Raw genomic sequence first — 26,363 nt, 5'->3', positions numbered from 1 at the left:
CTACTTCCCGCGCCGCAGGGGATCGGGCCAAGCCCTGACTGCGGCCATAAAATGTGCTCCTCACAACAACGATAAGACAGGAATTGTGCCATGGTGATTTACGGTGTTGCCCTTCTGGCAGGGTGTATGTTGGTCGGCCTGTGGGCTGGTGATGTGCTGGGCATGCTGCTCGGCGTAAATTCGAACGTAGGGGGTGTTGGCATTGCCATGCTGATGCTGATCTTCCTGGGCGGCTATCTGATGGACAAAAAGAAGATGCCCGCCAGCACGGAAGACGGCATCAAGTTCTGGAACGGCATGTATATTCCAATTGTGGTCGCGATGGCCGCTAGCCAGAATGTCGCCGCCGCGTTTGATGGCGGCCTGATTGCGCTACTTGCAAGCCTGGTCGCGGTAGTCGCAAGCTTTGCGTTAATCCCCTTTCTCAACAAGCTTGGCCGCCCCAAGGACTCCGATACTCAGGAAAGCACTCCGCCCCACAAGCCGCGTAAAGTGTTAAGTGCCTCCTCACCGTCTCATGCTCGTGCTCGCGCGCGCCATGCCCGCTAACTGGAGGTCACTATTATGATTGAATCGTTAGTCACTCAGCTTGAGAAACAGCACCTGATAGCGGCGTTTGCCTTAGTGGGCGGCGCCATGTATCTCTCCTACCTGATCAGCGATAAGCTGACCAAAGGGCGTATTCACGGCTCGGCTATTGCGATTATCGTGGGGCTAGGCTTGGCCTATTTTGGCGGTATTCATACGGGCGGTACGCGAGGTCTTGCCGATATCAGCCTGTTTGCCGGACTAGGCTTAATGGGCGGTGGCATGCTGCGCGATCTGGCGATTATTGCCACAGCCTACGGGGTACGTTTTCAGGAAGTTCGCGAGGCGGGTCTCAGCGGTATTATCGCTCTATTTCTGGGTGTGTTCGTATCGTTCATTGCCGGCGTGGCGGTAGCCTACGCGTTCGGTTATCGCGACCCTGTTTCGCTGACAACCATTGGCGCCGGTACCGTAACCTATATTGTCGGGCCCATTGCGGGTGCTTCAATCGGCGCGTCTTCAGAGATCATCGCCCTTTCGATTGCCGCAGGTCTATTCAAATCGATTCTGGTGATGATTCTAACCCCCGTCGCTGCCCGTCATATCGGCCTGGATAACCCACGTTCAGCGATGATCTTCGGCGGCTTGATGGGCACCACCAGCGGCGTGGCAGCAGGCCTTGCCGCCACTGACCCGAAGCTGGTGCCTTATGGTGCCATGACGGCCACGTTCTACACTGGCCTCGGCGCGCTGCTTGCCCCTTCAGTCCTGTATTTTGCCGTCCGCGCCATTTTCTAAAGGCCCATCTAGCTGGTGATAGGCAGGCGTTTGCGGCTAAAGGCCGTTAGCCCGACCAATAGCGCCGTGGTGGTAAAAATCGCCACGGCGCTCATTGCCATTCCCACCCCCGGCGAGCCCTGCTCGAACTGCCCGAATACAAACGTCGATACGGTGCTCATACCTGCTGGCGCCACCATCAGCGATGCCACCAATTCTCTGGAAGCGATGGCAAACACCAGCAGCATGGATACCAGAAGACTCGGCGCCAGCGTCGGCAGCAAGATACGCCGAAACGTCGTGACAAACCCGGCACCACACACCCTGGCAGCCGCCTCCAGGCTCTCGCCCATCTGCCGGAAAGCCGCACTGGCATAGCGCACGGGGTAAGGAAGCAGCAGGCACGCATACGCCAGCAGCAGCATCGCCCCGGTGTTATACACCTGAATAGGCCAGTGGCTTTGGTTCCACGCCAGAATCAAACCTACCGCCACAACGACGCCAGGCAGGGTATTGGGCAGCAGCGAGAGTAAATCGAGCACCCCTTTACCACGTACCTGAGCGCGCACCACCAGATAGCCAATCAGAGCGCCCAATACGCCCGTGATTAAGGCGGCACCAACGGCCAGGCTGAGACTCGTTCCCAATGCCTGCATGGCACCACCGCGATTGGCAAACAGCGCCTCGAAGTGGCGTAGCGACAGATTATCCAGCGTAAGCCCGCCCGATAGCGTCCCCGTCAAGGCCGTGGCCAATACGGCCAGCAGTGGAACGGCGACCGAGATAAACGCTACGGCTGAAAAAAACACCATGACCGGCCACTTCCATTTTCCAAGCTCGGCGCGCTCACCCGTGGTCGGCTTGCCAGTCTGGCTGATAAACGAGCGCCGCGTTACCAGCCAGTGCTGGATATAGAACGCGGCCATCGCCAGCATCACAAGCAGCAGCGACAGCACGGCAGCACCGGGGATATCGATTGGCCAGTCGGAAAAGCGCTGATGAATCCCGGTTACCAAAACGTGATAGCCCGCTTGCGCGCCCAGTGTGGCTGGCGTGCCGAACTCCTCGATCGTGAGTGCAAAAACCAGCAGCAGACTGGCTGCAATACCGGGCGTTGAGAGAGGCAGAGTGACGCGCCAAAGCGCCTGCCATTTGCCCGCGCCACAAACGCGGGCAGCCGACGCGTAACGCCCGCCCACGCTCATCATGGTGCGCGAAACGGCAAAATAGACCACGGGAAAGACGTTCAGCACCATCACGAACACAATACCGTAGAAGGAAAACAGAAACTGACTCGCTTCAATACCCGTTAACTGCTGCGCATAACCGCGCGGCTGAAGCGTCAACATCCAGGAGAGCGCCGCGATATACGGCGGAATCATAAATGGAATCAGAAAAATCAGATCCCATACCGCGCCGCCCGGCACACGGGTAAGCGCCCGCAGCGCGCCAAGCGGTACCGCTAATACGGCACAGGCCACAACCACAGCAAGGCCCAGGCGCAATGTATTACCCAGCAGTTTGAGTAGCGCAGGGTCGACAAGGGTGGGTACAAAAAGTGTAAACGCGCCGGAGAGATCGCCGCGCGACCACAGCGGAAAGATGGCCTGCAAAACAATATACAGCAGCGGCAAACCCACTAACAAAAGCAGTATCAGCACCGTGAGCAACAGCACGATGCCTGCCCCGTCCAAGCGGGGCAGGTTGAGGGCCTTGATCGATTTCATCAGCCGCCCGTCAGCTCACGAAAACGCTCTAAAATGACGCCACGCTGCTCGTTCATTGCATCGCTATCGATATCAATCAGCGTCAACTCATTAAGCGTCGGACGCTGCGCTTCGATATCGCTACGCGCTGGCATCAGGTAGCTTTCCGCAACCCGCTGCTGGCCCTGGTCAGAAAGCACGAAATCGATAAACTGCTCGGCCTCATGTTGCAGGGAGCTTGAAGCGAGAATCATCATCGGACGCGGCGCGATAACCGTACCGCTTTCTGGGAAAATTACCTCAATCGCCTCACCGTCTTGCTGCTGGGCGAGGGCAATATAATCGACGGCGCCAAACACTACCGACTTGGCGCCCTGCAATACCGGGTTCAGCGCGCGCGCGTTAGGCCCGGGCACCACCATACCGTTGTCCATCAGCGCTTCCAGCAGCGACCACGTTGCGTCTTCCCCCGTCGCCGTCAAGAGACCGGCCACCAGTTCAAAAGCGGTCCCCGACTGAGCAGGATCAGGCATGGTTACCTGATCGGCGTAAACTGGGTCAGCCAGGTCAGCCCAGTCGCTGGGTGGCGGCGTGTCGCTATTTTTATTCCAGACCAGCGACAGCGCCGAAACACCCTGAGCGACGTAGTCATCAGCCTGCAAAAAGTCAGGTACGTTGGCCGCATTAGGCGATTGATAAGCGTGCAAGAGGCCATCTTCCGAAAGCGACGTCGCGCTGTCCCACGAGGCGGAAATGACCACATCCGCCAGCGGATTGGCGCGCTCGGCTTCCAATCGGGCCATCAATTGGCCTGTCGTGCTCTGAAACACATTCACATCAATGTTGGTTTGCTGGGTAAAATCGGCCGCCAGACGTTCAATCAGTGAGTCCGGGCCTGCTGAGTAGACCGTCAGCGCCTGAGCATGAGCCTGACTACCCAGACTAAACAGTGCGGCGCCCGTAAGCGAAACCAGCGCAGAGCGGGAAAGCAATCGAGAAAACATGCAACATTCCTTATGGTGGGGTTAATGCGTTAACAAAGCTCAGCAGCATGTAGAGGAGTACATGAAAGCGCCTCGCCAGAGGGTAGCCAGGCGCGCAGTGATGCGATATCCACTGCTAGGCCAACGGATTCCAGCGGCACCAGCGTGTCGTGAACGCGCAGTTTTATATGGGTATGTTGATCAAGCGACAGCGTTAGTGCGGTATGGTCGCCCTGAAACAGCCGGCCTTTTACCTTGGCAATTACGTCGGCCTGAGTTGGTGACGTCAGCGTCAGAGCCTGGCGAGGCAGCAGAAGGCGTGCCGGGCCGGTGTAATTACGTCGAGTCATGACGCGTAGCGTTTGGCCTGCGACATGAAATCCATCTGCATCGAAGTGCCCGTTCAGTAACGCACCGGCATCAATAAACTCGGCAATAGAGGGGGTGGCGGGCGCTTGATAAAGCGCTTCTGGAGAAGCCACCTGCTGCAAACGCCCCTCCTGCAACACTGCCACCTCATCGGCCAGGGCAAAGGCTTCATGCTGGTCGTGGGTGACAAAAACGGCCGTCAGCGCGAGTTCTTCAATCAACGCTCGGATTTCCAACGCCAGATTGTCACGAAGGCCTTTATCCAGATTGGAGAGCGGCTCATCCATCAGCAAAAGCTTGGGCTTGCCCACGATGGCGCGGGCCAGAGCAACACGCTGCTGCTGCCCGCCGGAGAGCGAACCCGGCTGGCGGTCGGCATAGTCGCCAAGGCCAACCAGCGACAGCGCCCAGGCCACCTGCTGTTTGCGTGCCTTGGCGTTAACGCTCTGCATTTCCAGAGGAAACGCGACGTTTTGCGCCACGCTCATATGCGGCCAGAGCGCATAGTCCTGAAAGACCATGCCGAGCTTGCGATCATTAGGACTCAAATGGCGCTGAGGCTGAGCTACAATCTGCCCGTCCAGAGAAATATGTCCGTTATCAATCCCGGTTAGCCCAGCGATACAGCGCAACAATGTCGTTTTACCACAGCCTGATGGCCCTAGCAGGGCCAGCACTTTGCCGCTCGACAGGTGAAGGTCGATACCGTCCAGTGCCTTTTTATCGCCAAACGATTTATGCAGACCTTCAATAGCAAGCGCAGGAATGGGCATCGGGTAGCACCGTGAATAAAAAGAAGCACCCTAACCACAAATGATGACAGTTGTTTGACAGATTTAATCGCGGTTAAAGCGGCACCAATGCCTCTAACGCTTCACGGCGAAGGTGCTGCGTCAAACCTGCCAGCAAGCGCCCGCCGTTGCGCCAGTAATGCCAATAGAGCGGTACATTGATGGCGCGCCCAGGTATCAGCTCCACCAGCTTGCCTTGGGCCAGCGCATCACGCACCTGAAGCTCCGGCACCATTCCCCAACCCAGTCCGCTTTCCAGCAAACGTACAAAGCCTTCCGATGAAGGACACAGGTGATAGGCAAAGCTGCCGATAATACCAAGCGCCGCTAGGTAGCGATGCTGTAGCAAATCATCGGTACCAAACACGATAGCTGGCGCCTGGGGTAAGACGTCTGCACCCACGCCATCAGCAAAGTACTGTTTCATAAAAGCTGGGCTTGCAACCGCCAGATACGGCATGGCGCCTAACGCGACGCTGTTTGCCCCCGCGACAGGGCGCTCGGCCGCACATACACAGCCTGCCACTTCGCCTGCCCGCATACGCTTTAATCCCACCTCCTGATCCTCGACGACCAGCTCCAGCAGTACGTTTTGGTGGGCACAAAAACCACTCACCGCCGAGGGCCACCAGGTGGCCAGACTGTCTGCATTAATCGCCAGGCGCAGGCGCTCCGGCACTGCGTCATCCAACGCGGGTACCTGGCGCGTGAGATCACGCTCGAGTAAGCGTACCTGCTGTACATGGTTGAGCAGCCGTCGACCGATTTCGGTTGGAGCAGGCGGCGTCGCGCGCACTAACACCGGCTGGCCGATACGCGCCTCCAGCAGCTTGACCCGCTGCGATACCGCCGACTGGGATATCCCCAGCATATGCGCGGCGCGCTCAAACCCGCCCTGTTCTACCACGGCGGCCAGGGCTGCCAGCAATTTATAGTCGAGCAATCAGTTTTCCTTATAGGGCATCAGGAGTATTCATTTTGCTTATAAAAATGATTCTAGCAAACTGGGCCACTACGGGCGGCATAACGCGCCTTAAATAGCGATTAATAAGGAATACACGCAATGTGGCAGAGTTATAGCAACGGCCTGCTGGTGGCGATTGGATTGATCATGGCGATTGGTGCGCAGAATGCGTTCGTTTTATCGCAAAGCTTGCGGCGCGAGCATCATATAGCGGTCGCGTTGCTGTGCATTTTATGTGATGCCACGCTAATAACCGCGGGCGTATTTGGCCTGGCAAGTATATTGACGCAAAGCCCGCTACTGCTTGCTATCGCACGCTGGGGCGGCATTGCGTTTTTGCTTTGGTATGGCAGCCAGGCGTTATACCGCGCCTGGCGTCCGCAAGCGCTTCGGGCGACTGACACATCATGCCGCTCGTTAAGCGCCGTAATGCTAGCCGCGCTGACGGTCACGCTGCTTAACCCACATGTCTACCTAGATACCGTATTGCTGATTGGCTCACTCGGCGCCCAGCAGCCGATGCCCGGCGCCTACGCCTTGGGGGCCACTAGCGGCTCATTTATATGGTTCAGCGCACTGGCCTTAGGTGGCGCAAGCCTTGCGCCTTGGCTTGCGCGCCCAGTTACCTGGCGTCTTATTGATATTGGCGTAGCGCTTATGATGTTTACCGTGGCTGCTCAATTGCTTATCGGTGGGCTGTAGCGCGTATATTATTCAGCCACCTTTACCACCTTAACTTTCATCAACTCTCCTTTTTGAAAACTTTAAAAAATGATGTATTAAAATACTTAATATACAACTAAAAGCTTAACTTACGTAAATTTATCCAGCACAAATTCCCTGCTAGCTTTAAAAGGGCTGTAAACGTTTATTACGGATGATCCTTTTTAATCAAACAGGAGCGATACGATGGTTATTAAAAACGCCAAGGACCTTTTCATTCATCTTCTTTCCGACACGAACAGTGCTGAAAAGCAGATAACAAAGGCGCTACCCAAATTAGCTCGGGCAGCTGATGACCCCCAACTGGCTGAGGCATTCAAGCACCATCTGGAAGAAACCCAAGGCCAGCTGGAAAGGCTTGAAAAAGTAGCTGACAGCCTGCCAGATATCCGAATCAAGCGCATGAAGTGCCATGCAATGGAAGGTTTAATCGAAGAAGGCCAAGAGCTGATCGATGCGACTGAGAAAGGCCCGGTGCGCGATGCAGGCCTGATCGGCGCGGCTCAGAAAGTCGAACATTATGAAATTGCGACCTACGGTACACTGTGTGCTCTTGCCGAGCAGCTAGGCTATACCGAAGCCAAAAATATTCTGGCTGAAACGCTTGAAGAAGAAAAGAACACCGATAATAAGCTAACCCAGTTGGCTGAGACGCTGGTTAACCAAAAAGCGGGATAAAACCCATTTAATGAAGTAGCCATCAATGGTTGGTCGTATTGGCCGTACGTTATCCAACAAACGGTTAATTATTGATATCCAACCTATATGATATGGCTTCATTGAAAGCCAATTTTAAGTCTTATTAATTTAGGTGAGCTGATAGTTAATAGCTCGCCTAAATTTCATGCATAACTTTTAAGGCCATATTACGACTTAACGCACGATTCAAGGCGCTTTCATTGTCTACGCCTTTCTCTCCCCTTCCCCTACGCTTGGTCAGGTTCCTTATTCAGCTACTTGAGCTGGCGCAAATGGCCTGCTATCTTATCGGCAATAATTATCATTAACATAGGGAACAGTATCTCATGCAGCTTGCCGATAGGGGTACAGCATCAGACAATACGCCTGCGCCTCGCGAGGTCGAAAGCCGCGAATTGCTTGGGCCACAAGGCCAACTGGTGATTCAACATGACAATCGCCGCTACGTATTGCGCATTACCAAAAGCGGAAAACTTATTTTAACGGCGTAACGCTCAATCAGTTCTTACACCCCTTAACGCCAGCCAGGTAGCCCACGCACCCAGCCAGCGCCTATTTCCTCCTTATTGTTGGAACGGTCTGGCTCATGAAACGTGTTCACTCGCTTTGCCCGCTTTACCTCGCTCTTTGCCCCTTGTTTATCGCCCCTGCGTTAGCGCAGTCAACGGCGGATCCAGTGACCGTTACCGGCACGCGGGCGCCTACCGACCTTTCTCGCGCACCGTTGATTATCGATATTATTGACCGTGATGATGCCGTTCTGGCTACCGCTGGCCGCATTGAAGATGTACTGAGTCGTCAACCAGGCCTGCACGTGGCCGGGCCAGGGCGGCGTAACGGTCAAACGCTGAGCATGCGGGGTTTTGGCCGCCAGGGCGTGCTGGTTCGTCTGGATGGCGTTCGCCAGGATATTTCCACTGGCCACGTAGGCAACTTCTTCCTGGACCCTGCGCTGATCCAGGAAGTGCAGATAGCGCGCGGCGCACTATCAAGCCTTTATGGCAGTAACGCCATGGGCGGCGTGGTAAGTTTCACGAGCGTGGAAGCCAAGGACCTGCTTGCCCCCGGCCAAGACAGCGGCGCCCGGCTTTCGGTTGGCGGCGCTACAGCGAATGATGAGCTGCGTGGCAGTCTGACAGCCTTTGGGCGTCACGCTGCACCCAGTGGTCAAGTGGATGGCCTGATTTCAATAGGCCGTAGCGAGTCCGGTGATATTCGCCGCGCAGGTGGCGAGGAGGCCGAAGACGATGCCTCACTCAACAGCCTGCTGGTCAAAGGCGGTTGGGAGCCGAGTAGCGATCAGCGGGTGTTTATCAGCTGGCAGCATTACGATGAGCGTGCCACCCAGCCCGCTAACCCTCAGCAGTTATCACGCGATGCCAGTAACCCGCTGCGCGACCGGAATGTCGAAAGTAACAATCTACAGCTTGGCCACCGCTGGCAGCCCGGCCAAGCGACAGAAATCACCTCACGACTGACGTTTAGTCAGCAGGATATTGATGAGCCCCAAGCCAGCCGCACGCTGGAACGCGTTGGCTTGCAAAGCGATGGCTACCACACCATCAATCACGGCTGGCTCTCCCAAACATTGGTATTTGGTGGCGAACTGGAGCAGGCGCGTCAGCGCCCGGAGGGTAACGCCAACGGCTTTCCGAAAGCCGATATCGACACCCAGGCCGCTTATTTAGACACCACGCTAACCGCTGGCCGCTACCTAGCAGAGGGCGGTGCCGGCCAGTTTGATGTGGGCCTGGGGGCCCGCTATGACCGTTACGACGCCACCGGCCAAGGCGATGCCGATAGCGTGCATGACCAGGTCTCGCCACGTTTTCGCCTGGCCTGGCGCCCCGATGAAGCGCTGATGCTGTTCTCCGGTTACGCCGAAGCCTTCCGCGCGCCGAGCCTTTCTGAGCTATACGCCAACGAGCGCCACTTTGCCGGTTTCTGCGCCGGGCCTTTCTTCTGTACACCTGACAATTACTGGGTGCCTAACCCTAACCTGTCTCCTGAATCCAGCCATACCTGGGAAAGTGGTGTGGTCTGGCATCAAGGCGACTGGCAGGTGCGCGCCAGCTACTTCGACACCCGCGCCGATGACTTTATCGACACCCAGGTCGACATTATGGCGGGTACCACTCAGGCCGTGAACGTACAGCGCGCCCAACTATGGGGCTATGACGCTCGCGTTGCCTGGCAGCCCGGCGCCTTTCCTCTACTTACAAGCTTTATAGGACTCTCAGAAGTTTCCGGTAAAGATCGCGACAGCGGCGGCGCGCTAGGCAGCCAGACACCCATGGAAGTGACCCTCGGCAGTGAAGTGGCGCTCTACAACCATGATGTGCGTATCGGCTGGCAAAGCCGCTTGGCGCGTGATTTTGATAAACAGGGCGATGACGAGCGTCTGCCCGGCTATGGGCTGCACGATGTGCACCTGGCCTGGCGCCTTACCCCCGCCATCGATACCTCGCTACGCCTGGCTAACCTGGGCGATAAAGTGTGGTACCGCCCCGATGGCAGCTTAGGCGATGGGCGCAGCCTGTTCGCTACCCTCAACTGGCAGTGGTAAATCCATTCAGTGAACCCGATATAGGTGCGCTATGACTCAATCCCAACAAATCGCTATTCTGGAAGCCTTTGATGCTGCGCGGGCGGCCCAGCCGCGCCTGCCCGCCATCGACATTGCCGAGCGTCTGGCCATTAGCGAAGGCGAGTTACAGGCGGCTCGCCTGGGCCGTGATGTATGGACACTGCCCTTGCCACCCAGCGAGATCGCAAGCTATCTGCCCACGCTTGGCCGCGTAAAATCGCTGACCCGCTCACGCCTGGCCGTCCTTGAACAAACCGGGGTCTATCCTGAACTGCGTGGCGGATCCCAAACAGGTCTGCTGCTCGACCCTGGCGGTTTGGATCTTCGCTTGCTGTATCCCCACTGGCACTGGGTGTGCTTGATTCGCGATGCCATGCCTTCACCAGATGGCTCAAAGGAGTGGCGCTGGAGCCTGCAAATATTTAACCAGCACGGCTGCGCCGTGCACAAATGCTTTGCGCTGGAAACACCGCTTCCCAGCGCCTGGAACGCGTTAGCAGCACTCGGCACCCAGGACACTCCAGCGTTCACCCAGAGTGCACCGCGCCTTAAACGCCCGCTTCCCAATGTCCCCGATCTTGCGAGCGAATGGGGAGCGATGCAGGACGTGCATCAATTCTTCGCTCTGCTGCAGCGCCATCGTCTGGAGCGTATTGAGGCCAACCAGCTGATGGAGGGCCACTACACCCGTGCACTACCGGCTAACATACTGGAAAACCTGCTCCATCAGGCAAGCCAACACGCCTTGCCACTCATGCTGTTTGTCGCCAGCCCCGGCTGCGTACAAATCCGCACGGGCACGCTGCCCACACCCCAGCGCGCACGGGGCTGGCTGAATCTGTTTGGCGATAGCTTTACCCTGCACCTGGACGACACCGCCATTGATCAGGTGTGGCAAGTGTCTAAACCCAATCGTGATGGAGGCGTCACCAGCATTGAAGCATTTGACGCACAAGGCTCATTAGTCCTGCAACTATATGCCGAGCGCCGCGAGGGCAACCCAGAATCCGCCGCCTGGCGGCAGCTATTGAATGAGCTTCGTCAGCGTGAGGCCGTGGCATGAAGCAGCATGCTCGACTGCTCTCCGGCGTTTTGCTTGCGCTGTTGTTCAGCCTGGAAACGAGCGCCAGCGAACGTTGGGTTGTGCTGGGCGGCGATATTGCTGAAACGCTTTCGGCCTTGAATACTGACATTAATCTGGTCGCCCGCGACGATACGGTTCTCTATCCCGAGACCCTGACAGCGCTGCCCTCCGTGGGTTATTTGCGCCAGCTCTCGGCCGAAAGCGTACTGTCGGTTCAGCCTGACCGTATCCTTGCCAATCAGCATGCCGGCCCTAAAGAAGTGCTTGAGCAGCTGGACGCTGTCGGCGTTACGCTGGATGTGGTTAGCGCACCCGCTACGCTAGCGGCCATTGCTGAAAAGGTTCGTGCGGTGGGTAGCTACACTGACCGGCGTGAACAAGCCAACGCTTTAGCGCAAACCTTGACTGACAAGCTTGAATACCTGGCCGATTTGCCCTCTTTACCTTCAACCCGGACGATGTTTATTCTCCAGCATAGCGGCTTAACGCCGCGTGCGGCTGGTCGCCAAACCGCGGCGCATACGGCACTTGAAGCCGTCGGGCTGGAAAACGCCTTTGCAGCAATGGAGGGCTACCACAGTGTTGGCACCGAGGCGCTGGTGCGCGAGGCGCCTGAGCTGATCATTATGTCGGCGCGCGGTTTAGACGCCATGGGCGGCCCAACGGCCTTATGGCAATTACCCGGCATGGCACTTACTCCGGCAGGCCAAGCGCAGCGGTTAATCGTTATCGATGATCAGGCACTATTGGGCTTTGGGCCACGTGCGCCCGACCAACTGTTAGCCTTACGCCAGGATGTTGAAGCGCTGCTCAACGCCTCGCCCACTGCGCTGGCTGCGCCGTAATGGTCAGCTTAACGGCTTGTCGTCAGCGTACGATGCGACCGATGGGGCGCACTCCACGAGTCCTTATCGGTTTAACGCTTGCGCTGTTACTTGCCTTGGCGTGGGGCGCTGCATCGGGTGCGTTAGGGCTTTCCCCATGGGCACTGCTAAGCGGCAATACAGATACGCTCAGCACACAGGTTTGGTGGCAGCTGCGCTTACCGCGCTTGCTGCTAGGGGTTGCCGTAGGCGCCATGCTCGCGGGCAGCGGCGCTGCCATGCAGGGGCTATTTCGTAATCCTTTAGCCGACCCAACGCTGCTCGGCCTTGCCAGCGGTGCCGGGCTATTTGTGGCGCTATGGATCGTTATTTTTCAGGATAGCGCCGTCAACAGCCTTTACGGCCAGTTTGCTGCTGGCTTTTTGGGCGCGCTGAGCGTATGTGTGATCGTGTTTGGCTTGGCCAAACGCCAGGGTGGCAGTGCCGCCGTTATGACCCTGCTGCTAGCGGGCCTGGCGATTAACACCCTGGCCGGTGCCGGGGGCGGTGTTCTTGCGTTTATTGCCAGCGATGAACAGCTTCGCCAACTGAGCCTGTGGGGCATGGGCACGCTAACCCATGCCTTATGGCGAACCACCGCTATCGCTCTGGTACTGATTAGTCTGGCACTGTGGATGCTAATGCGCAGCGCCAGCGAGCTTGACCTGCTTCAGCTAGGCGAAACCACAGCCCATGCGGCGGGGCTGGATGCCAAACGCCTGAAACGCCGCATTGTTGTGGCCACCTCACTTGGCGTCGGGCTTTGCGTAGCGCTCACCGGGGTCATTGGCTTTCTTGGCCTGCTGGTTCCCCACTGTTTACGGCTTTGGCTAGGGCCTGGACACCGGCTACTCCTGCCTGCCTCAATGCTGGGCGGGGCGCTGCTGTTAGTGGTCGCCGATACCCTGGCACGTACGCTAGGTGCACCTGCCGAGATCCCGGTCGGGCTGCTAACAAGCCTTTTGGGCGGGCCCTACTTTCTGTATCTGCTTATGCGCCGGAGCCCGTCATGCTGACCCTGCATCAAGCGGGGCTAGCCTCAATTCCCGCACTAGCACCTATTAGTGGCGAGCTCCATCCGGGCGAACTGCTCGCTATTGTAGGGCCTAATGGTGCGGGCAAGAGTACGCTGCTCAGCATGCTGTCAGGCTATCGCCGCTGCGAACAGGGCACCGTACAGCTGGATGGTCGCTTGCTTGACGAGTGGGAGATTACTGCACTCGCCAGCCGCCGTGCGCTTGTCGCTCAGCAGGAGCCTGTCGGGTTCGATTGGCGAGTGGAAGAATTGGTGTGTCTGGGGAGCAACCCCGATAAAGCACTCATCGCCGAACTGCTCGATGACCTGAACCTCGTCCCGCTCGCCAAGCGCAGCGTACTCTCGCTTTCGGGCGGCGAGCGCCAGCGAGTGATGATTGCTCGCGGCGCCTGCCAGTTACTCTCGCGGCGCTCAAAAACCGCAAGAGATGGCGGTCTGCTTCTGCTGGATGAACCTACCAGCGCACTGGATATTGGCCAGCAGCAGCGGCTAATGCGTCAACTACGCACCTGGGCAACACAGCATCATATGGCCATCGTATGCGTCCTACACGACCTGAACCTGGCCGCTACTTACGCCGACGGGGTGTGGCTACTTCATCAGGGGCAACGCATCGCCTACGGCAAGCCCCATCACGTGCTAACCCCCGAACGCATCGCTGATGTGTACGGCGCAGAGTTTCAAGCGACCACGAGCCACAAAGCCTCACCTCCGCTTCTTGCCCTCGCTCGCTAATGCGTCGAGAGAGTTAAGCAGTTTTAAATACGGCGTAGTATGCTTAGCACATCAACGTATTAGCCAGGCAAAACTGACTTGGCGCATCGCTAATCACTGTTATCCATGAGAAGCTGGATGCATGAACGAGAAACCGCCCATTAGCTCGCCGCAAAAGCCCTCAGCAAAAGAACCCATCACGCTAGTACGTGCCTTATGGGTAGGCCTTGCTGCGCTAAGTTTCGGCATTGGTGTCATCGGTATCTTCTTGCCCTTGCTGCCGACCACTGAGTTTATGCTGGGCGCCGTTTACTGCGCTTCTAAAGGCTCTCCGCGCTTTGAAGCGTGGATTCGCTCGCGCCGCTATGTAGGGCCACTTATCACCAACTGGGAGCGTGAGCGCGCCATTCCGCGGCGCGCCAAATTCATTGCAGTCGGCATGATCAGCGCCAGCGCCCTGTTTATCTTGCTGCACCTGGGCAGTGGCTGGCTACGCTGGGCCATTATCGCCCTGCTGATTGGGGTGGCAGCTTGGCTTATCACCCGGCCAGAACCCGCCACTCGGGATTAGTGCTTTCTGTCCACAGGACAGCTTGATCGGCAAACAGCCGTTCATTTGTAACAACCTATACAACCCGGCTTATGACGCCTCGCCGCTGACCGGCTCCCCATTAGCATATTTGATCCACGTTTTACCCAGATGGTTGCGCAGCTCATCGCCGACGCGTGCGGCGTCGCGGGCCTCCAGAGCCGCCATGATGGCCTCGTGCTCCTCCATGGCTTTCGCCCATTTATCGGTCTTTTGATTGGACAGATAGCGCACCCGATAAAGCTGCCGACTGAGGTTGGCGTGTATATCAATCAGGGTCGTGTTCCCTGAAAGCGCCACGATCCGGTTGTGGATATCTTGATTAAGCCGAAAGTAGTTCTGCCGATCCCTTCTTAAGAAAGAAGCTTTCATTTCGTAATGCAGCGCCTGTAACTCAGCAATATCTTCGTCGCTAGCCCTGACACATGCCAGTTGCGCGGCTGACTGCTCAAGGACGCTTAATACATAGGCCTTTTCTTTCATATCCGCAGCACTGACATCCGCAACCACAGCCCCGCGATTGGGGGAAATCACCACTAAACCTTCTGTCGCGAGAATCTTGAGCGCCTCGCGTAGCGGCGTACGCGACACTTGTAACTCAACTGCCAGCGTGCGCTCGGGTAACCGCTGTCCCGGTTGAAAATGGTCCATGACGATATGTTCGCGCAAATAATGCGCGACTTTTTCAACAAGCCCAGCGTTATGGGTTGGAGCGATATCTTCCATGGAGTTATTCACTTTTATTAGCAATCATCAAGAATGGCATACCAAAAAATTCCTTTCAAATAAGCACACGCCTATAGACGTTTTAATTAAATAATTAAAATCAATACCTTAACTCATTCAACTGGTTTCACAAGACTAAAGTATTACACCGCTTATATTGACCCCCAAAATGGTATACCACTACATTCCAGCATCTGTATACTACGTTTGCGTGGCAAAGAAGCATTAATAAGTTCATGTCACCGTTCGGAAAGTCTTGACCCAAACAGGGAATACCCTTTATCTATGAATTACTTACAACACTTTGACACGAACAAGGTAGTTGAAGCCTGTATCGCGGGCGCTGGTGATTTTGGTCGTGGCGTATTGCGTCAAGCCCGCCAGATGCCAGGATTGTCGGCGCGCATTGCGATCGACATCAATCCTGAAAAGGCGGCTGAAGCCTTGCGCCATGCGGGTATTCCCGACACGCAAATAATGGTATGCCATTCTGAAAGCGATGCCGAAGACGCTTGGCAGAAAGGCTTTTTTATTGCCACGGCTTCTTTCGAAACGGTCGCGGCACTTCCGTTCGATATTCTGGTTGAGTCTACCGGTATTCCTGATGTCGGCGCCCGTTATGCAGAAGCGGCCTTGCTGGCGGGTAAACATGTCGGTATTGCCACCAAGGAAACCGAATCGGTGGTCGGGCCTTACCTGACTCGCTTGGCCGAAGACCAGGGACGTCTTTTCACGCCGCTGGATGGCGACCAGCCAAGCCTACTAATTGGCCTTGTCACATGGGCCAGAACGCTAGGGTTTGAGATCGTTTCTGCTGGCAAGAGCAGCGAATACGACTTTATCTGGGATGAAGCGCAAGGCACCGTGACCTGTAATGGTACCCAGTACGATGCCACTGAAATGGCCGCACTCTGGAAGCTTGACGATAGCGATGCGCGCGCCACAGTCAAATCCCGCGGCGAGGCTCTATCCGCTATTCCGCAGATTTCAGTGCCTGACCTATGTGAAATGGTCAACGTTGCCAACGCAACCGGCCTGCAGCCAGACCTGCCCGAATTTCATGCCATGGTATTGAGAACCACAGAAGTACCTACACTTTTGGATACCCAGGCAGAGGGCGGTGTTCTGGAAGGTAACGAGCGCCTTGAAGTCTTTAACTGCCTGCGCCGCCCAGACGAGCTGAGCTTTGCTGGCGGTGTGTTTGTGGTGGTGCGCTGTGAAGACCCGCATGTCTGGACACTGCTGCGCGATAAAGGTCACGTACTAAGCCGCAGCGGCAATAGCGCCATGGTTTATCTGCCGCGCCATTTGCTGGGCCTGGAAGCGCCTATCTCGCTGCTGGATGTGGTACTCAACGGCTTAACGTCCGGTGGCGGCCATGCCACCACGCCTAAATTCGACCTGACCGCGCGCGCCACCCAAGCGATTAAGGCGGGCCAGCGGCTTGAGATGAAGGGCCATCATCGGCACATCGAAGGGCTGCGTCCGGAAATTCACCCCGCCGCGGCGCTTTCAGATGACGCCAAAGTCCCCTTTTATCTGTTACCAGGCGCCGAAGTTATTCGCGATATCGCGCCTAATCAACCCATTACTTTAGCCGATGTCACGTTACCATCTTCCCGATTACATGAGCTTCGCCTTAAACAGGACAAACTGTTTTATGCAGGCGACAGCCAGTAACTAACGGTAGAGCGCCTTTAAGGTGCTTTACTTCCTATATTGATGGACCCTAAAAGCAACAATAATCACCTTGGAGAAAATTATGTTTATCAAACATAGTGTTAAATACGCCACTCTAGCTCTTGCCATGCTTGGCGCGGCTACCAGCGCAAGCGCCAGCGATGCCGATGATTTCCCCAGCAAACCGATCCAGTTCCTGGTAGCTGCGGGTGCTGGCGGTGGTACTGATAACTTTGCTCGGGTCGTTCGCCCGATGTTTGAAGAAGCCATTGGCGGCGCGCGTATTACAGTGGTTAACCTGCCAGCCGCATCCGGCGCTTTAGCCCACCAGCGTACCGCGACAAGCGCAGCTGATGGCCACACTCTGGACTTTGCCTCCACTACGCTTGTGACTTCACTTGCGGCAGGCCAGAACCCAGTGGGCCTGGATCAATTAACGCCGGTTGCGCGTATGCAGTCTGACGTAATGGCGCTTTTTGTTAATCCGGAGCGTTTTCCTGATTTTGAATCCTTCGTGAAATACGCTGAGGAAAATCCCGGCAAAGTCACCGTTGGGGGCACCCATACGGCAAGTCCAGATCATGTAGCTTTCCTGTCGCTGCGTGATGCGTCTGGGCTAGACATGAACTTTATCCCTTACGACAGCACCGGCAACGCCACTGCGAACGTGCTGGGCGGCAATATTGATGCGACCACCACCTCGCTAAGCCCACTATTAAGCTACATCGAAGCCGGCCAGATGATGCCAATTCTGGTCTTCAGCGATGAGCGCCTTGAAGACTACCCAGATGTGCCGACTACGGTTGAAAACGACTGGGATCTGACAGACGGCAACGATCGCGCCATATTTGTGCATGCTGATACGCCTGCGCCGATCATGAAGCGTCTGGAAGATGCCTTTAAAGACGTATATGACTCCGAGGAGTACCAAAGCTACGCAGAGCGCGTAAACCTTGATTACCGTGCAGGCTGGATGGGCAGCGACGAGTATCGTCAGCGGCTTGAGAACAACTACGAGCTTTACTCGCGTTTGCTGCAAAACGACTAAACCAGCAGCTACTGGTTGGTGGAGGGGCATGTCCCCTCCTATATCCATCTGAAAGACCGGCCTTGCGGGGCCGTTCTTCCACTATCCCCGTCAAGGTTTACCATGCACGCCAGGATCACTCTTTTTGCGCTTGGGGTCGTGTCACTCGCGGTGGTGAGTCTTTATCCCACGCTGCAATTCCCAAGCTCTGCACAAGTATCCACCTTTATCGGCCCACGCGTTTGGCCACTGACACTGCTGATCATTCTGTTTACGCTGGGCATTGTTCTACTCGCTATCACGTGGCGTGACCGAAAGCAGGCAATGATATCGGAGCCGCAAGGCACGCAGGATACCCCAGTTGAAACCGCGCCAACTTCGTCACGCTTCTCCCTTGGCCGCACCCGTCACTGGTGGTTTATAGCGGCGGCTATCGCCTACACGCTATTGATGCAAAGCGTGGGCTTTTTAATCGCCAGCCTGATATTTACGTTTATCGGCACGTTGCTGCTAGGCGCCCGCTCATGGCTGACCATTGCCATTACGTTAGTTATTGCTGGCGTACTGATGCAGGGCGTTTTCGTTTCGCTGCTCGGTATCCCCATGCCGTAAGGCTGACCCATAACAGACCCAACCTTCTAGGGAGTCGACCATGCTAGAACATTTTTTGGGCGGGTTAGCCGTGGTGATGCAGCCACTCAACCTGCTGCTCTTAACCTCTGCCGTGTTTATCGGCTTTATCGGCGGCGCACTGCCCGGCATCAGTGGCGTTATTCTGGTGGTTATCCTGCTGCCGGTTACGTATGGCATGGAGCCGACCACAGCCTTTATGGTGCTGACCGCCATTTATGGCGCCACGGTCTTTTCGGGCCTGATTACCGCTATCCTTTATCGGGCTCCCGGCACGCCTGAAGCGGTGATGACGGCGTTTGACGGCTATCCCATGACGCAGCGTGGCGAGGCAGGCAAAGCCTTGGGCATCGGTGTTTTAAGCTCGGCTATCGGCGGGCTTGTGGGTACCGTAGCACTTATTATATTCACGCCCATGCTGGCCAAAATGGCCTTGAAGTTTTCATCTCCCGAGTACTTTGCCTTGGCGGTACTCGGTTTAACCGTGGTGGCTTCACTAGGCGGTCGTCTCATATTTGGCTTGATTGGGGCGGCGCTAGGCCTATTTATTGCAACCATTGGCATTGACCCGCTCACCGGCACCAGCCGCTTTACCTTTGGCAATCTTAACCTGGCCGAAGGCGTGGGCTTGATTCCGGTCATTGTGGGTCTGTTTGCCGTTTCAGAAGTCATGAAACGCACGCTGGACCATAAAAGCCATCAGCCCTTGAAAAAGGTGAAGGTCAAGATTTTCGATCTTCCCATTTTGCGCCAGATTGGCATGACCCTGTCGCGCTCATCCATTATCGGGGTCGTCATCGGCATCCTGCCGGGTATCGGTGCCAGTACCGCAGCGATGGTGAGCTATAGCGAAACGGTGCGCTGGTCCAAGCACCCCGAGAAATTTGGCAAGGGCGCGCCGGAAGGTATTGCCGCCCCTGAGTCTGCCAACAACGCAGCGGCCATGGGTGCACTGGTGCCGCTTTTTGCGCTGGGCATCCCGGGTAGCGGCACAACGGCCGTTATTCTAGGCGCGTTTATCATGCACGGTTTACAGCCTGGGCCAATGTTCATGCTGACCAGTAGCGATTTGATCTACGCTGTTTTTGCCGGGCTGTTTATCGTCAACTTCATGATTCTGCTGTTCTCGAAACCGTTCATCATGCTGTTCACCAAATTGTTGAACGTACCTTATTCAGCGCTGGGCCCTATCATCATCATGTGCTGCATCGTGGGTACCTATTCGGTGCGCAATTCGATGTTTGATGTATGGCTGATGCTTGGCTTTGGCGTACTGGGGTATCTGCTTGAGAAGATCAACTTCCCCCTGGTATCCATCATTTTAGGTTTGGTATTAGGCCCTATCGCAGAAAGCGAGCTGCGCCGTGCATTGTCTATGTCACAAGGCGACTTCAGCATCTTTATTGAGCGTCCTATCAGCGCCACGCTGCTGAGCATTGCTTTCGTTCTACTGGCCGTCACGCTGATTACGCCGCTGATCAAACGCGCACGTCGCAAGGCCATTACCTGAAGCCCGTATCCTGGAGAATGCTATGACCATCGTACTGGGCGCTATCGCCGACGATTTCACCGGTGCCACAGACCTTGCCAATAACCTAGTACGCGGCGGCATGCGCTGCGTTCAGGTGATTGGCGTGCCGACCACCCCGCCCGATTTAAGCAACGTGGATGCCGTGATTGTGGCGCTTAAGTCGCGTTCCTGCCCGGTTGAAGAGGCCACTAGCGACTCACTAGCAGCTCTTGAATGGCTGCGTGAACAGGGTGCCCGGCAGATATTTTTTAAATACTGCTCAACCTTTGATTCAACCGACAAGGGCAACATCGGCCCGGTGGCCGATGCACTGCTCGATCGGCTTGGCGTCTCGCAAACCGTGATGGTCCCGGCATTTCCGATTAATGGCCGTACGGTATATCAAGGGCACCTGTTCGTTGGCGACCGTCTGCTTAACGATAGCGGCATGCAGCATCACCCGCTGACGCCCATGACCGATGCGGATCTGGTACGCGTGCTTTCGCGCCAGACTTCCCACGCCGTTGGCTTGGCCAACCGCGCTACGCTAGCCAAAGGGGCCGAAGCTACTCGCCAACACCTTGACGCTTTAGCAGCTGAAAACATACGCCACGTCATTTGTGACACCGTCGATGACAGCGATCTTGACGCACTGGCGGAGGCAACGGTAACGATGCCTCTGGTAACCGGCGGCTCGGGGCTTGGACAGGCATTGCCCGCTCAGTACCGCAAGCAGGGTTGGCTTGCCGAGATTGCAGAGCCCGGCCGCCTTCAGCCCGCCTCTGGCAATATGCTGGTACTGTCAGGCAGCTGCTCACGGGCAACGCTTGCTCAGGTCGCTGATTTTTTAGCCCGCCATCCCGGCGCTGGCTTTGCGCTTGACCCACAGGCCCTGGCCAAGGGCGACAAACAGTGGGAGCAGGCGCTGGCCTTCGCGTTCGAGCGCCTTGAACAAGATGCGCCTGCCCTGATTTATGCCTCGGCGGACTCTGAAAAGGTCAAGGCCGCTCAGGCGGAACTGGGCGTAGAGCAAGCTGGCCTGCTAGTCGAAGAAGCGTTAAGCCAGCTTGCCGTTACTCTGGTTACTGAAGGCGTTGGTCGGCTGGTGGTTGCCGGTGGCGAAACCTCGGGGGCAGTGGTATCTGCCCTGGGCATTTCAGCGCTACGTATCGGCGAGCAGATCGACCCCGGCGTGCCCTGGACACAGGCGGCACTAGCTAACCGCGAGGCACCGCTTTCACTGGCGCTCAAGTCAGGCAACTTTGGGGGCGTTGATTTCTTCACCCGAGCGTTTGAGGTATTGGCATGAGTAATCACGACCAGAACTGCCTGCGCGAACAGATCAGCACGCTGGGTAAATCACTGTTTGATCGTGGCCTGACCATGGGTTCAAGCGGCAATATCAGCGTGCGCCTGGATGACGGCGGCTGGCTGATGACCCCTACCAACGCCTGCCTTGGGCGCCTGGACCCTGCACGCATCTCGCATCTGGATACCCAGGGCCAACTGATCAGTGGTGATAAGCCCACCAAAGAGCAGTTTCTGCATATGGCGATGTACGATGAGCGCCCTCAGTCCGGCGCCATCGTTCACCTGCACTCCACGCATTCGGTGGCGGTTTCCTGCCTGCCGGGTATCAACCCCTGCGACTGCATTCCGCCTCTCACCGCCTATTACGCCATGCGCGTGGGCAAGCTTCCCCTGGTGCCTTACCATATCCCGGGCGACCAACAGCTGGGCGAAGCGGTACGCGGCTTGGCAGGCAAGCACAGCGCCGTGCTGCTTGCCAACCACGGCCCGGTCGTCGCCGGTAAAAACCTTGAAGCGGCGGTGTATGCCACTGAAGAGCTTGAGGAAACGGCGAAGCTGTTTCTGCTGTTGCGCGGCGAAAACCCGCGCGCGCTGACGCCTGAACAGGTTGCTGAATTGGAAGCCCGGTTCCCAAGGGATTAAGCTATTCAGTAAGCTCAATTAAAACATAAGGGCAAAGCTCATTGAGCTTTGCCCTTATTGATTACCACTGACCCTAGCTGATACCCCATTCAGCCAAGCTATGCGCCTGGCGAATTTGTACCGCTATCAGGATTCGTTGCGCGTCTCAAGCAGGCGAATCAACTCCGGTACCGCCATGGTCTGATCCTCCACACCGGCATACAGCGCCGCCACCGCGCCAGCCACGCTTCTTGTCGTATTCAGTTCATCGGTCATGGTGTGGTAGTAGCCCAAGTCTTTATGCGCGTTCGCCACGCTAAAGCGAAACCCCGATGCATCGCCTGCTTCAATAAAGGGACGTAGCCGTTCCAGCACCACGCCGCCCCCGCCGCCCTTGGTCAAGACCTCCAGAAAAGCGTGGTCATCGATCCCCGCCCGCCGGGAAGCCGCAGTCGCCTCGGCCAATACGGCTGAAAAGCCCAACGACACGTAGTTATGCAGCAGCTTAAGGGTATGCCCTGAGCCTACGTCTCCTGCGTGGGTAATGACCTCAGCGAAGCTTTCGAGTAACGGGTGCAACGCTTCAAACAGCGTCTCATCTGCACCGACGATAAGGTTCAACCGCCCCTCCTCGGCTTCTTTGGGAGTGCGCGTCATCGCCGCATCGACCAAGTGGCCACCCGCTTCTTCTACCCTGGCGGCAACCTTAGCCGTGGAGCTTGGCAACGAGGTAGAGCAGTCCACTACAATGGCGCCTTGGGCAAGCCCTTCCAGCACGCCATCTGGCTCAAACAGCACGGCCTCCACCTGGGGCGACCCCGTTACACACAGCAATACCACGTCGGCTTTTTCAGCCACTTCCCGCGCGCTTGAGCACGGCACGGCGCCCGCTGCCAGTAGATCGTCCACGGGCTGATTGCCTGGGTGGTCCAGAAAGGCCAGGGAATACCCCGCGTTGAGAATGTTCTTGGCAATGCCGTGGCCCATTAAACCTACACCCACCATACCGATGCGATGCTCTGTACGAACGGATTGATTCATGAATAAGCTCCTAGCCTAATGTAGTTATGATTTTGTTCTAGCCATGGCGAATGGCGACCGTTTTTATCCGGGTATAGCTGCGCAGTCCCTCGAAGCCTTTTTCCCGCCCGAATCCTGAGCGCCCGACACCGCCGAAAGGCAGTTCAATACCGCCGCCCGCGCCGTAGTTATTGATAAAAACCTGGCCGCTGCGAATGCCTCTTGCCAAGCGCAATTGGCGGCCGCCGTCGCGCGTCCAGACACCGGCACACAGCCCGAAATCGGTTGCATTGGCCAGACGCAGCGCTTGCGCTTCATCGTCGAATATCTGAACGGCCAGCACGGGGCCAAACAGCTCTTCGCGCAGCACGTCATGATCATCGGGAATATCGGTAAGCAGATGCGGGACAACAAAATGACCAGCCGGTGAGGCGTTTTTAGCGAGCTGCCCTCTTGCCGCAACTCGAATACCGTCTGCTTCGGCCATGGCTAGCCGCTTATCGAGCTGCGATTTTTGGCGGGCATTGATCAGCGGGCCACAGTCAGCGTCTTCCTCGCCCGACGCACACTGCAGTGTTGAGAAGCGCTCTATCAGACGATCCGTAAACGCTTGCGATATATCGCGCTGTATCAACAGGCGACTTCCCGCCGAGCAGGTTTGCCCGGCATTCTGGATAATCCCACGCACCACCGCTTCGAAAGCCGCCTCCAGATCGGCATCTGCAAAGACAATCTGCGGCGACTTGCCACCCAGCTCTAGCGTGACGGGGACGTGATGCTTTGCCGCCGCCTGGGTTACCTGGGTGCCGGTCTCAGGCGACCCGGTGAACGAGAGGTGATCAATACCCTGGTGCGCGGCCAGGGCAGCACCGGCTTCCCGCCCAAGCCCCGGCACCACATTGAGCACTCCGGCTGGCAAGCCGCAATCTATCGCCAGCTTTGACAGGCTCAAGACGCTCAAACAGGCGTCTTCGGCAGGCTTGAGAACTACGGTATTGCCAACAGCCAAGGCGGCGGCCACACAGCGGCCAAAAATCTGTGACGGGTAATTCCAGGGAATAATCTGAGCGCAAACACCATACGGCTCACGCAGCGTCATGACGGTGTAGCCCTCTTCATAAGGCAGGGTCTCGCCATGTAATTTATCGGCGCCACCGGCGTAAAAGCGAAAGTAATGCGCGCAGGCTTTAATATCTGCGCGCGCCTGGGTTAAGGGTTTCCCCGTGTCCAGGCATTCTAAAACCGATAGATGCTCATGGTTGGCCTCGATGGCATCGGCAAAGCTAAATAGCCAGGCGCTGCGCTGGCGGGCACTCCACTGAGCCCACTCCCCCAGCTCACCAGAAAAGGCGCGCCGCGCTACGGTGACGGCATCATCGACGTGCTCGGAAGTGCAGCGGGCGATATGCGTGACGACTTCGCCACGGGCGGGCGCCTCTACGGGTAGCGTCGCGCCGGTATCGACCCAGGTATTGCCTATCAACGCCGCCTGGGGTGGAAATTCGAAATCAATCATCAACAGGCTCCTAGCCATACAGTAGATTAACCAGCCCCATGGAGATCCAGGGCATATAGGTAATTGCCATCAGACACGTCAGCACCACCAGCACAAAGCGCACTAGCCAGGGCAGCATCTGATCAATGGAAATCTTCGCCACTGCACACGCGGCAAACAGGTTGACGCCCAGCGGCGGTGTAATCATCCCCAGGGCCAGATTGACCACCATGATTAGCCCGAAATGCACTGGGTGAACCCCAAACTGCATGGCAATCGGGGTTAGAATTGGCGCCAGTACCAGAATGGCGGCGCCGGTCTCTACAAACATTCCCACCACAAGAAGCAGGGCGTTGACGGCCAGCAAAAAAGCCCAAGGGCTTTCGAACATCGCCGTGACCCCAGCGGCGACTTGGGCGGGAAGGCCGGAGCGGCTGATCAGAAAGCTAAATAGAGCGGCCGCTGAGATAATCAGCATTACCGCGGCGGTAGACACAACACTTTGGCGCAGCACGGGTATCAGGTCGACAAGCTTAAGCTCACGGTAGCAAGCGCCGACGACCAAGGCATAAAACACCGCCACTGCCGAGGCTTCAGTGGGTGTGAAAATACCGCCATAGATGCCGCCGATGACCACCACCGGCATCAGCATCGCCGCCCAGGCGCGCTGGAAGGCTGTCGTGAAGCGGGTGCGGTCATTGCGATCTTGAAGACCAAAACCGCGCAGCTTGCAGAAAATATAAACAAAGACCAGCAGCGCACCGCCGACCAACAACCCTGGGCCAATGCCTGCAATGAACAGTTGGCCAATCGAGGTATTGGTACTTACCCCAAATAGAATCAAGGGAATAGAGGGCGGAATCAGCACCCCCAGTTCTGCCGATGAAGCCTGGATGGAGGCGGCCAAGGGTTTGGGATAACCGTGCTTGACCATTGCTGGAATAAGAATCGCACCGATAGCAAAGGTCGTCGCCACACTAGAGCCTGAAACTGCCGCAAACATCATGCAGGTCAGCACGCAGGTCATCGCCAACCCGCCCTGAACGCCGCCCACGATTGACTTGGCCAGATCAACCAGTCGGCTAGAAATACCACCGGCCGCCATCAGGTTGCCCGCCAAGATGAAAAAAGGAATCGCCATCAGCGGAAAGTTATCCAGCCCTACAAACAGCTGTTGAGGCACCATCATCAAGGGAAAGCGCGAAAAAAACTCAATGCCGATGATCGATGCCAGCAAAATGGAGATCGCGATCGGCACGCCGGTGGCGAACAAAATCAACAGAGAAAGACCAATGGCTAAGTTCATAAGCGCGGCTCACTCGGGGTAGCAGGCGGCATGGCGGACGTTGCTGCTATCTCTTGCTCGACTGCCTCATCATGCATTGGCCCTAAAGCTTCAAGACCGCAACTTTGGGCCAGCAGCCGCGCAATAACGGCCAGCATCGCAAAGGCGCTGCCTACGGGAATGGCCGCATATGCCCAGGACATCGAGACCTCAAGTGCGGACAACGTCTGGTTGCTGACCCGCTGGGTCATCTGGATGCCGTAGAACACCAATACAAAGAGCACCAGGAGACAGCACAGGCCGATAAACCATTCAAGCGCCAGCAGGGTGGGCTTGGGCACAAGCTTGTAGATAACCTCTACGGCCATCATAAAGCCGCCGCGGAACGTGGCGGCAGCGGCCATAAACACGCACCAGATCATCGTCGCCCGTGACAGCGTCTCCGACCAGGTTGAGGGCGCATTGAAGAGAAATCGCGTGAGCACCTGATAGAACCCCAGCGATACCGAGACGATCAGCATCAGAATAGCAATCGCCAGCGCCAACCGAGTCAATACATGTTCGACACGCAGAAACCAGAACACCATGAGTCACCTCATCCGCCAGGTAATAGGAAAGTGGCGCCCAAGGGCGCCACAGGATGGG

At 56.7% G+C, this 26,363-nt stretch carries 26 protein-coding genes; 17 read left to right on the top strand and 9 right to left on the bottom strand.

Annotated elements, in window-relative coordinates:
• The first annotated feature begins 90 nt into the window (after window positions 1–90).
• The gene (madL, locus tag D467_RS19120; protein ID WP_018917030.1) at window positions 91–549 is read left to right on the top strand and encodes a malonate transporter subunit MadL; all 459 of its coding nucleotides are present in this window, start codon (window positions 91–93) and stop codon (window positions 547–549) included.
• Window positions 550–564: 15 nt separating this feature from the next.
• Window positions 565–1,326, top strand: a complete 762-nt coding sequence (madM, locus tag D467_RS0108220) for a malonate transporter subunit MadM (RefSeq protein ID WP_018917029.1) — start codon at window positions 565–567, stop codon at window positions 1,324–1,326.
• A gap of 8 nt (window positions 1,327–1,334) precedes the next feature.
• On the opposite strand, the gene D467_RS0108215 is transcribed toward madM, so the two are convergent.
• The 4 genes from D467_RS0108215 to D467_RS0108200 all read right to left on the bottom strand — a co-directional run bounded on the left by D467_RS0108215 (window position 1,335) and on the right by D467_RS0108200 (window position 6,097).
• Complete coding sequence (locus D467_RS0108215; protein WP_018917028.1) at window positions 1,335–3,032, bottom strand: ABC transporter permease; 1,698 nt, start codon at window positions 3,030–3,032, stop codon at window positions 1,335–1,337.
• Window positions 3,032–4,015 carry an ABC transporter substrate-binding protein gene (locus D467_RS0108210; protein ID WP_018917027.1) on the bottom strand — a complete coding sequence of 328 codons (984 nt, stop codon included), beginning with the start codon at window positions 4,013–4,015 and terminating at the stop codon, window positions 3,032–3,034. Before D467_RS0108210 ends, D467_RS0108215 begins: the two co-directional genes overlap by 1 nt.
• 29 nt (window positions 4,016–4,044) lie before the next feature.
• Window positions 4,045–5,136: an ABC transporter ATP-binding protein gene (locus D467_RS0108205; protein ID WP_018917026.1), complete on the bottom strand. Its 1,092-nt coding sequence runs from the start codon at window positions 5,134–5,136 to the stop codon at window positions 4,045–4,047.
• A 73-nt stretch (window positions 5,137–5,209) separates the two neighbouring features.
• Window positions 5,210–6,097, bottom strand: a complete 888-nt coding sequence (locus tag D467_RS0108200; protein WP_018917025.1) for a LysR family transcriptional regulator ArgP — start codon at window positions 6,095–6,097, stop codon at window positions 5,210–5,212.
• Window positions 6,098–6,217: 120 nt separating this feature from the next.
• Here D467_RS0108200 and D467_RS0108195 point away from each other — a divergent pair, with 120 nt between their 5' ends.
• The 9 genes from D467_RS0108195 to D467_RS0108155 all read left to right on the top strand — a co-directional run bounded on the left by D467_RS0108195 (window position 6,218) and on the right by D467_RS0108155 (window position 14,395).
• Complete coding sequence (locus tag D467_RS0108195) at window positions 6,218–6,820, top strand: LysE/ArgO family amino acid transporter (protein ID WP_018917024.1); 603 nt, start codon at window positions 6,218–6,220, stop codon at window positions 6,818–6,820.
• 207 nt (window positions 6,821–7,027) lie between these two features.
• Window positions 7,028–7,519, top strand: a complete 492-nt coding sequence (locus D467_RS0108190; protein WP_018917023.1) for a YciE/YciF ferroxidase family protein — start codon at window positions 7,028–7,030, stop codon at window positions 7,517–7,519.
• 347 nt (window positions 7,520–7,866) lie between these two features.
• Window positions 7,867–8,031 carry a hemin uptake protein HemP gene (gene hemP, locus D467_RS19680; protein WP_018917022.1) on the top strand — a complete coding sequence of 55 codons (165 nt, stop codon included), beginning with the start codon at window positions 7,867–7,869 and terminating at the stop codon, window positions 8,029–8,031.
• A 95-nt stretch (window positions 8,032–8,126) separates the two neighbouring features.
• Complete coding sequence (locus D467_RS0108180; protein ID WP_018917021.1) at window positions 8,127–10,106, top strand: TonB-dependent receptor domain-containing protein; 1,980 nt, start codon at window positions 8,127–8,129, stop codon at window positions 10,104–10,106.
• A 31-nt stretch (window positions 10,107–10,137) separates the two neighbouring features.
• Window positions 10,138–11,190 carry a heme degradation protein gene (locus tag D467_RS0108175; protein WP_018917020.1) on the top strand — a complete coding sequence of 351 codons (1,053 nt, stop codon included), beginning with the start codon at window positions 10,138–10,140 and terminating at the stop codon, window positions 11,188–11,190.
• Window positions 11,187–12,056, top strand: a complete 870-nt coding sequence (locus tag D467_RS0108170; protein ID WP_018917019.1) for a heme/hemin ABC transporter substrate-binding protein — start codon at window positions 11,187–11,189, stop codon at window positions 12,054–12,056. Before D467_RS0108175 ends, D467_RS0108170 begins: the two co-directional genes overlap by 4 nt.
• Window positions 12,057–12,097: 41 nt before the next feature.
• On the top strand, window positions 12,098–13,090 hold the full coding sequence (locus D467_RS0108165) for a FecCD family ABC transporter permease (protein ID WP_018917018.1): 993 nt from the start codon (window positions 12,098–12,100) through the stop codon (window positions 13,088–13,090).
• The gene (locus D467_RS0108160; protein ID WP_018917017.1) at window positions 13,084–13,845 is read left to right on the top strand and encodes an ABC transporter ATP-binding protein; all 762 of its coding nucleotides are present in this window, start codon (window positions 13,084–13,086) and stop codon (window positions 13,843–13,845) included. Before D467_RS0108165 ends, D467_RS0108160 begins: the two co-directional genes overlap by 7 nt.
• A gap of 121 nt (window positions 13,846–13,966) precedes the next feature.
• On the top strand, window positions 13,967–14,395 hold the full coding sequence (locus D467_RS0108155) for a YbaN family protein (RefSeq protein WP_018917016.1): 429 nt from the start codon (window positions 13,967–13,969) through the stop codon (window positions 14,393–14,395).
• Window positions 14,396–14,464: 69 nt separating this feature from the next.
• On the opposite strand, the gene D467_RS0108150 is transcribed toward D467_RS0108155, so the two are convergent.
• The gene (locus D467_RS0108150; RefSeq protein ID WP_018917015.1) at window positions 14,465–15,139 is read right to left on the bottom strand and encodes a GntR family transcriptional regulator; all 675 of its coding nucleotides are present in this window, start codon (window positions 15,137–15,139) and stop codon (window positions 14,465–14,467) included.
• A gap of 285 nt (window positions 15,140–15,424) precedes the next feature.
• On the opposite strand from D467_RS0108150, the gene D467_RS0108145 reads away from it, so the two are divergent.
• From D467_RS0108145 to otnC, 6 genes are all read left to right on the top strand, one after another.
• Window positions 15,425–16,819, top strand: a complete 1,395-nt coding sequence (locus D467_RS0108145) for an NAD(P)H-dependent oxidoreductase (protein WP_018917014.1) — start codon at window positions 15,425–15,427, stop codon at window positions 16,817–16,819.
• An 82-nt stretch (window positions 16,820–16,901) separates the two neighbouring features.
• Window positions 16,902–17,867: a tripartite tricarboxylate transporter substrate binding protein gene (locus D467_RS0108140; RefSeq protein WP_018917013.1), complete on the top strand. Its 966-nt coding sequence runs from the start codon at window positions 16,902–16,904 to the stop codon at window positions 17,865–17,867.
• A gap of 102 nt (window positions 17,868–17,969) precedes the next feature.
• Window positions 17,970–18,458, top strand: coding sequence for a tripartite tricarboxylate transporter TctB family protein (locus D467_RS0108135; protein WP_018917012.1), 489 nt, complete (start codon window positions 17,970–17,972; stop codon window positions 18,456–18,458).
• Window positions 18,459–18,498: 40 nt separating this feature from the next.
• Window positions 18,499–19,986 carry a tripartite tricarboxylate transporter permease gene (locus D467_RS0108130; protein ID WP_018917011.1) on the top strand — a complete coding sequence of 496 codons (1,488 nt, stop codon included), beginning with the start codon at window positions 18,499–18,501 and terminating at the stop codon, window positions 19,984–19,986.
• Window positions 19,987–20,008: 22 nt separating this feature from the next.
• Window positions 20,009–21,295 carry a 3-oxo-tetronate kinase gene (gene otnK / locus D467_RS0108125; protein WP_018917010.1) on the top strand — a complete coding sequence of 429 codons (1,287 nt, stop codon included), beginning with the start codon at window positions 20,009–20,011 and terminating at the stop codon, window positions 21,293–21,295.
• A complete protein-coding gene (gene otnC / locus D467_RS0108120; protein ID WP_018917009.1) occupies window positions 21,292–21,939 on the top strand; it encodes a 3-oxo-tetronate 4-phosphate decarboxylase in 648 nt (215 codons plus the stop codon). Before otnK ends, otnC begins: the two co-directional genes overlap by 4 nt.
• Window positions 21,940–22,065: 126 nt before the next feature.
• On the opposite strand, the gene D467_RS0108115 is transcribed toward otnC, so the two are convergent.
• From D467_RS0108115 to D467_RS0108100, 4 genes are read right to left on the bottom strand one after another with little or no spacing between them, the layout of a single operon-like run.
• On the bottom strand, window positions 22,066–22,959 hold the full coding sequence (locus D467_RS0108115; protein ID WP_018917008.1) for an NAD(P)-dependent oxidoreductase: 894 nt from the start codon (window positions 22,957–22,959) through the stop codon (window positions 22,066–22,068).
• 37 nt (window positions 22,960–22,996) lie between these two features.
• Window positions 22,997–24,454, bottom strand: a complete 1,458-nt coding sequence (locus D467_RS0108110) for an aldehyde dehydrogenase family protein (RefSeq protein WP_018917007.1) — start codon at window positions 24,452–24,454, stop codon at window positions 22,997–22,999.
• 10 nt (window positions 24,455–24,464) lie between these two features.
• A complete protein-coding gene (locus D467_RS0108105; protein WP_018917006.1) occupies window positions 24,465–25,739 on the bottom strand; it encodes a TRAP transporter large permease in 1,275 nt (424 codons plus the stop codon).
• On the bottom strand, window positions 25,736–26,305 hold the full coding sequence (locus tag D467_RS0108100) for a TRAP transporter small permease (protein WP_018917005.1): 570 nt from the start codon (window positions 26,303–26,305) through the stop codon (window positions 25,736–25,738). The genes D467_RS0108105 and D467_RS0108100 overlap by 4 nt, the downstream gene beginning before the upstream one ends.
• Window positions 26,306–26,363: the final 58 nt, after the last annotated feature.

The sequence above is a fragment of the Vreelandella zhanjiangensis DSM 21076 genome (assembly GCF_000377665.1).
In the GTDB taxonomy this organism is placed as follows: Bacteria; Pseudomonadota; Gammaproteobacteria; order Pseudomonadales; family Halomonadaceae; genus Vreelandella; species Vreelandella zhanjiangensis.
The sequence above is the reverse complement of the archived record's forward strand: the minus strand, read 5'-3'. Positions and strand labels throughout refer to the sequence as shown.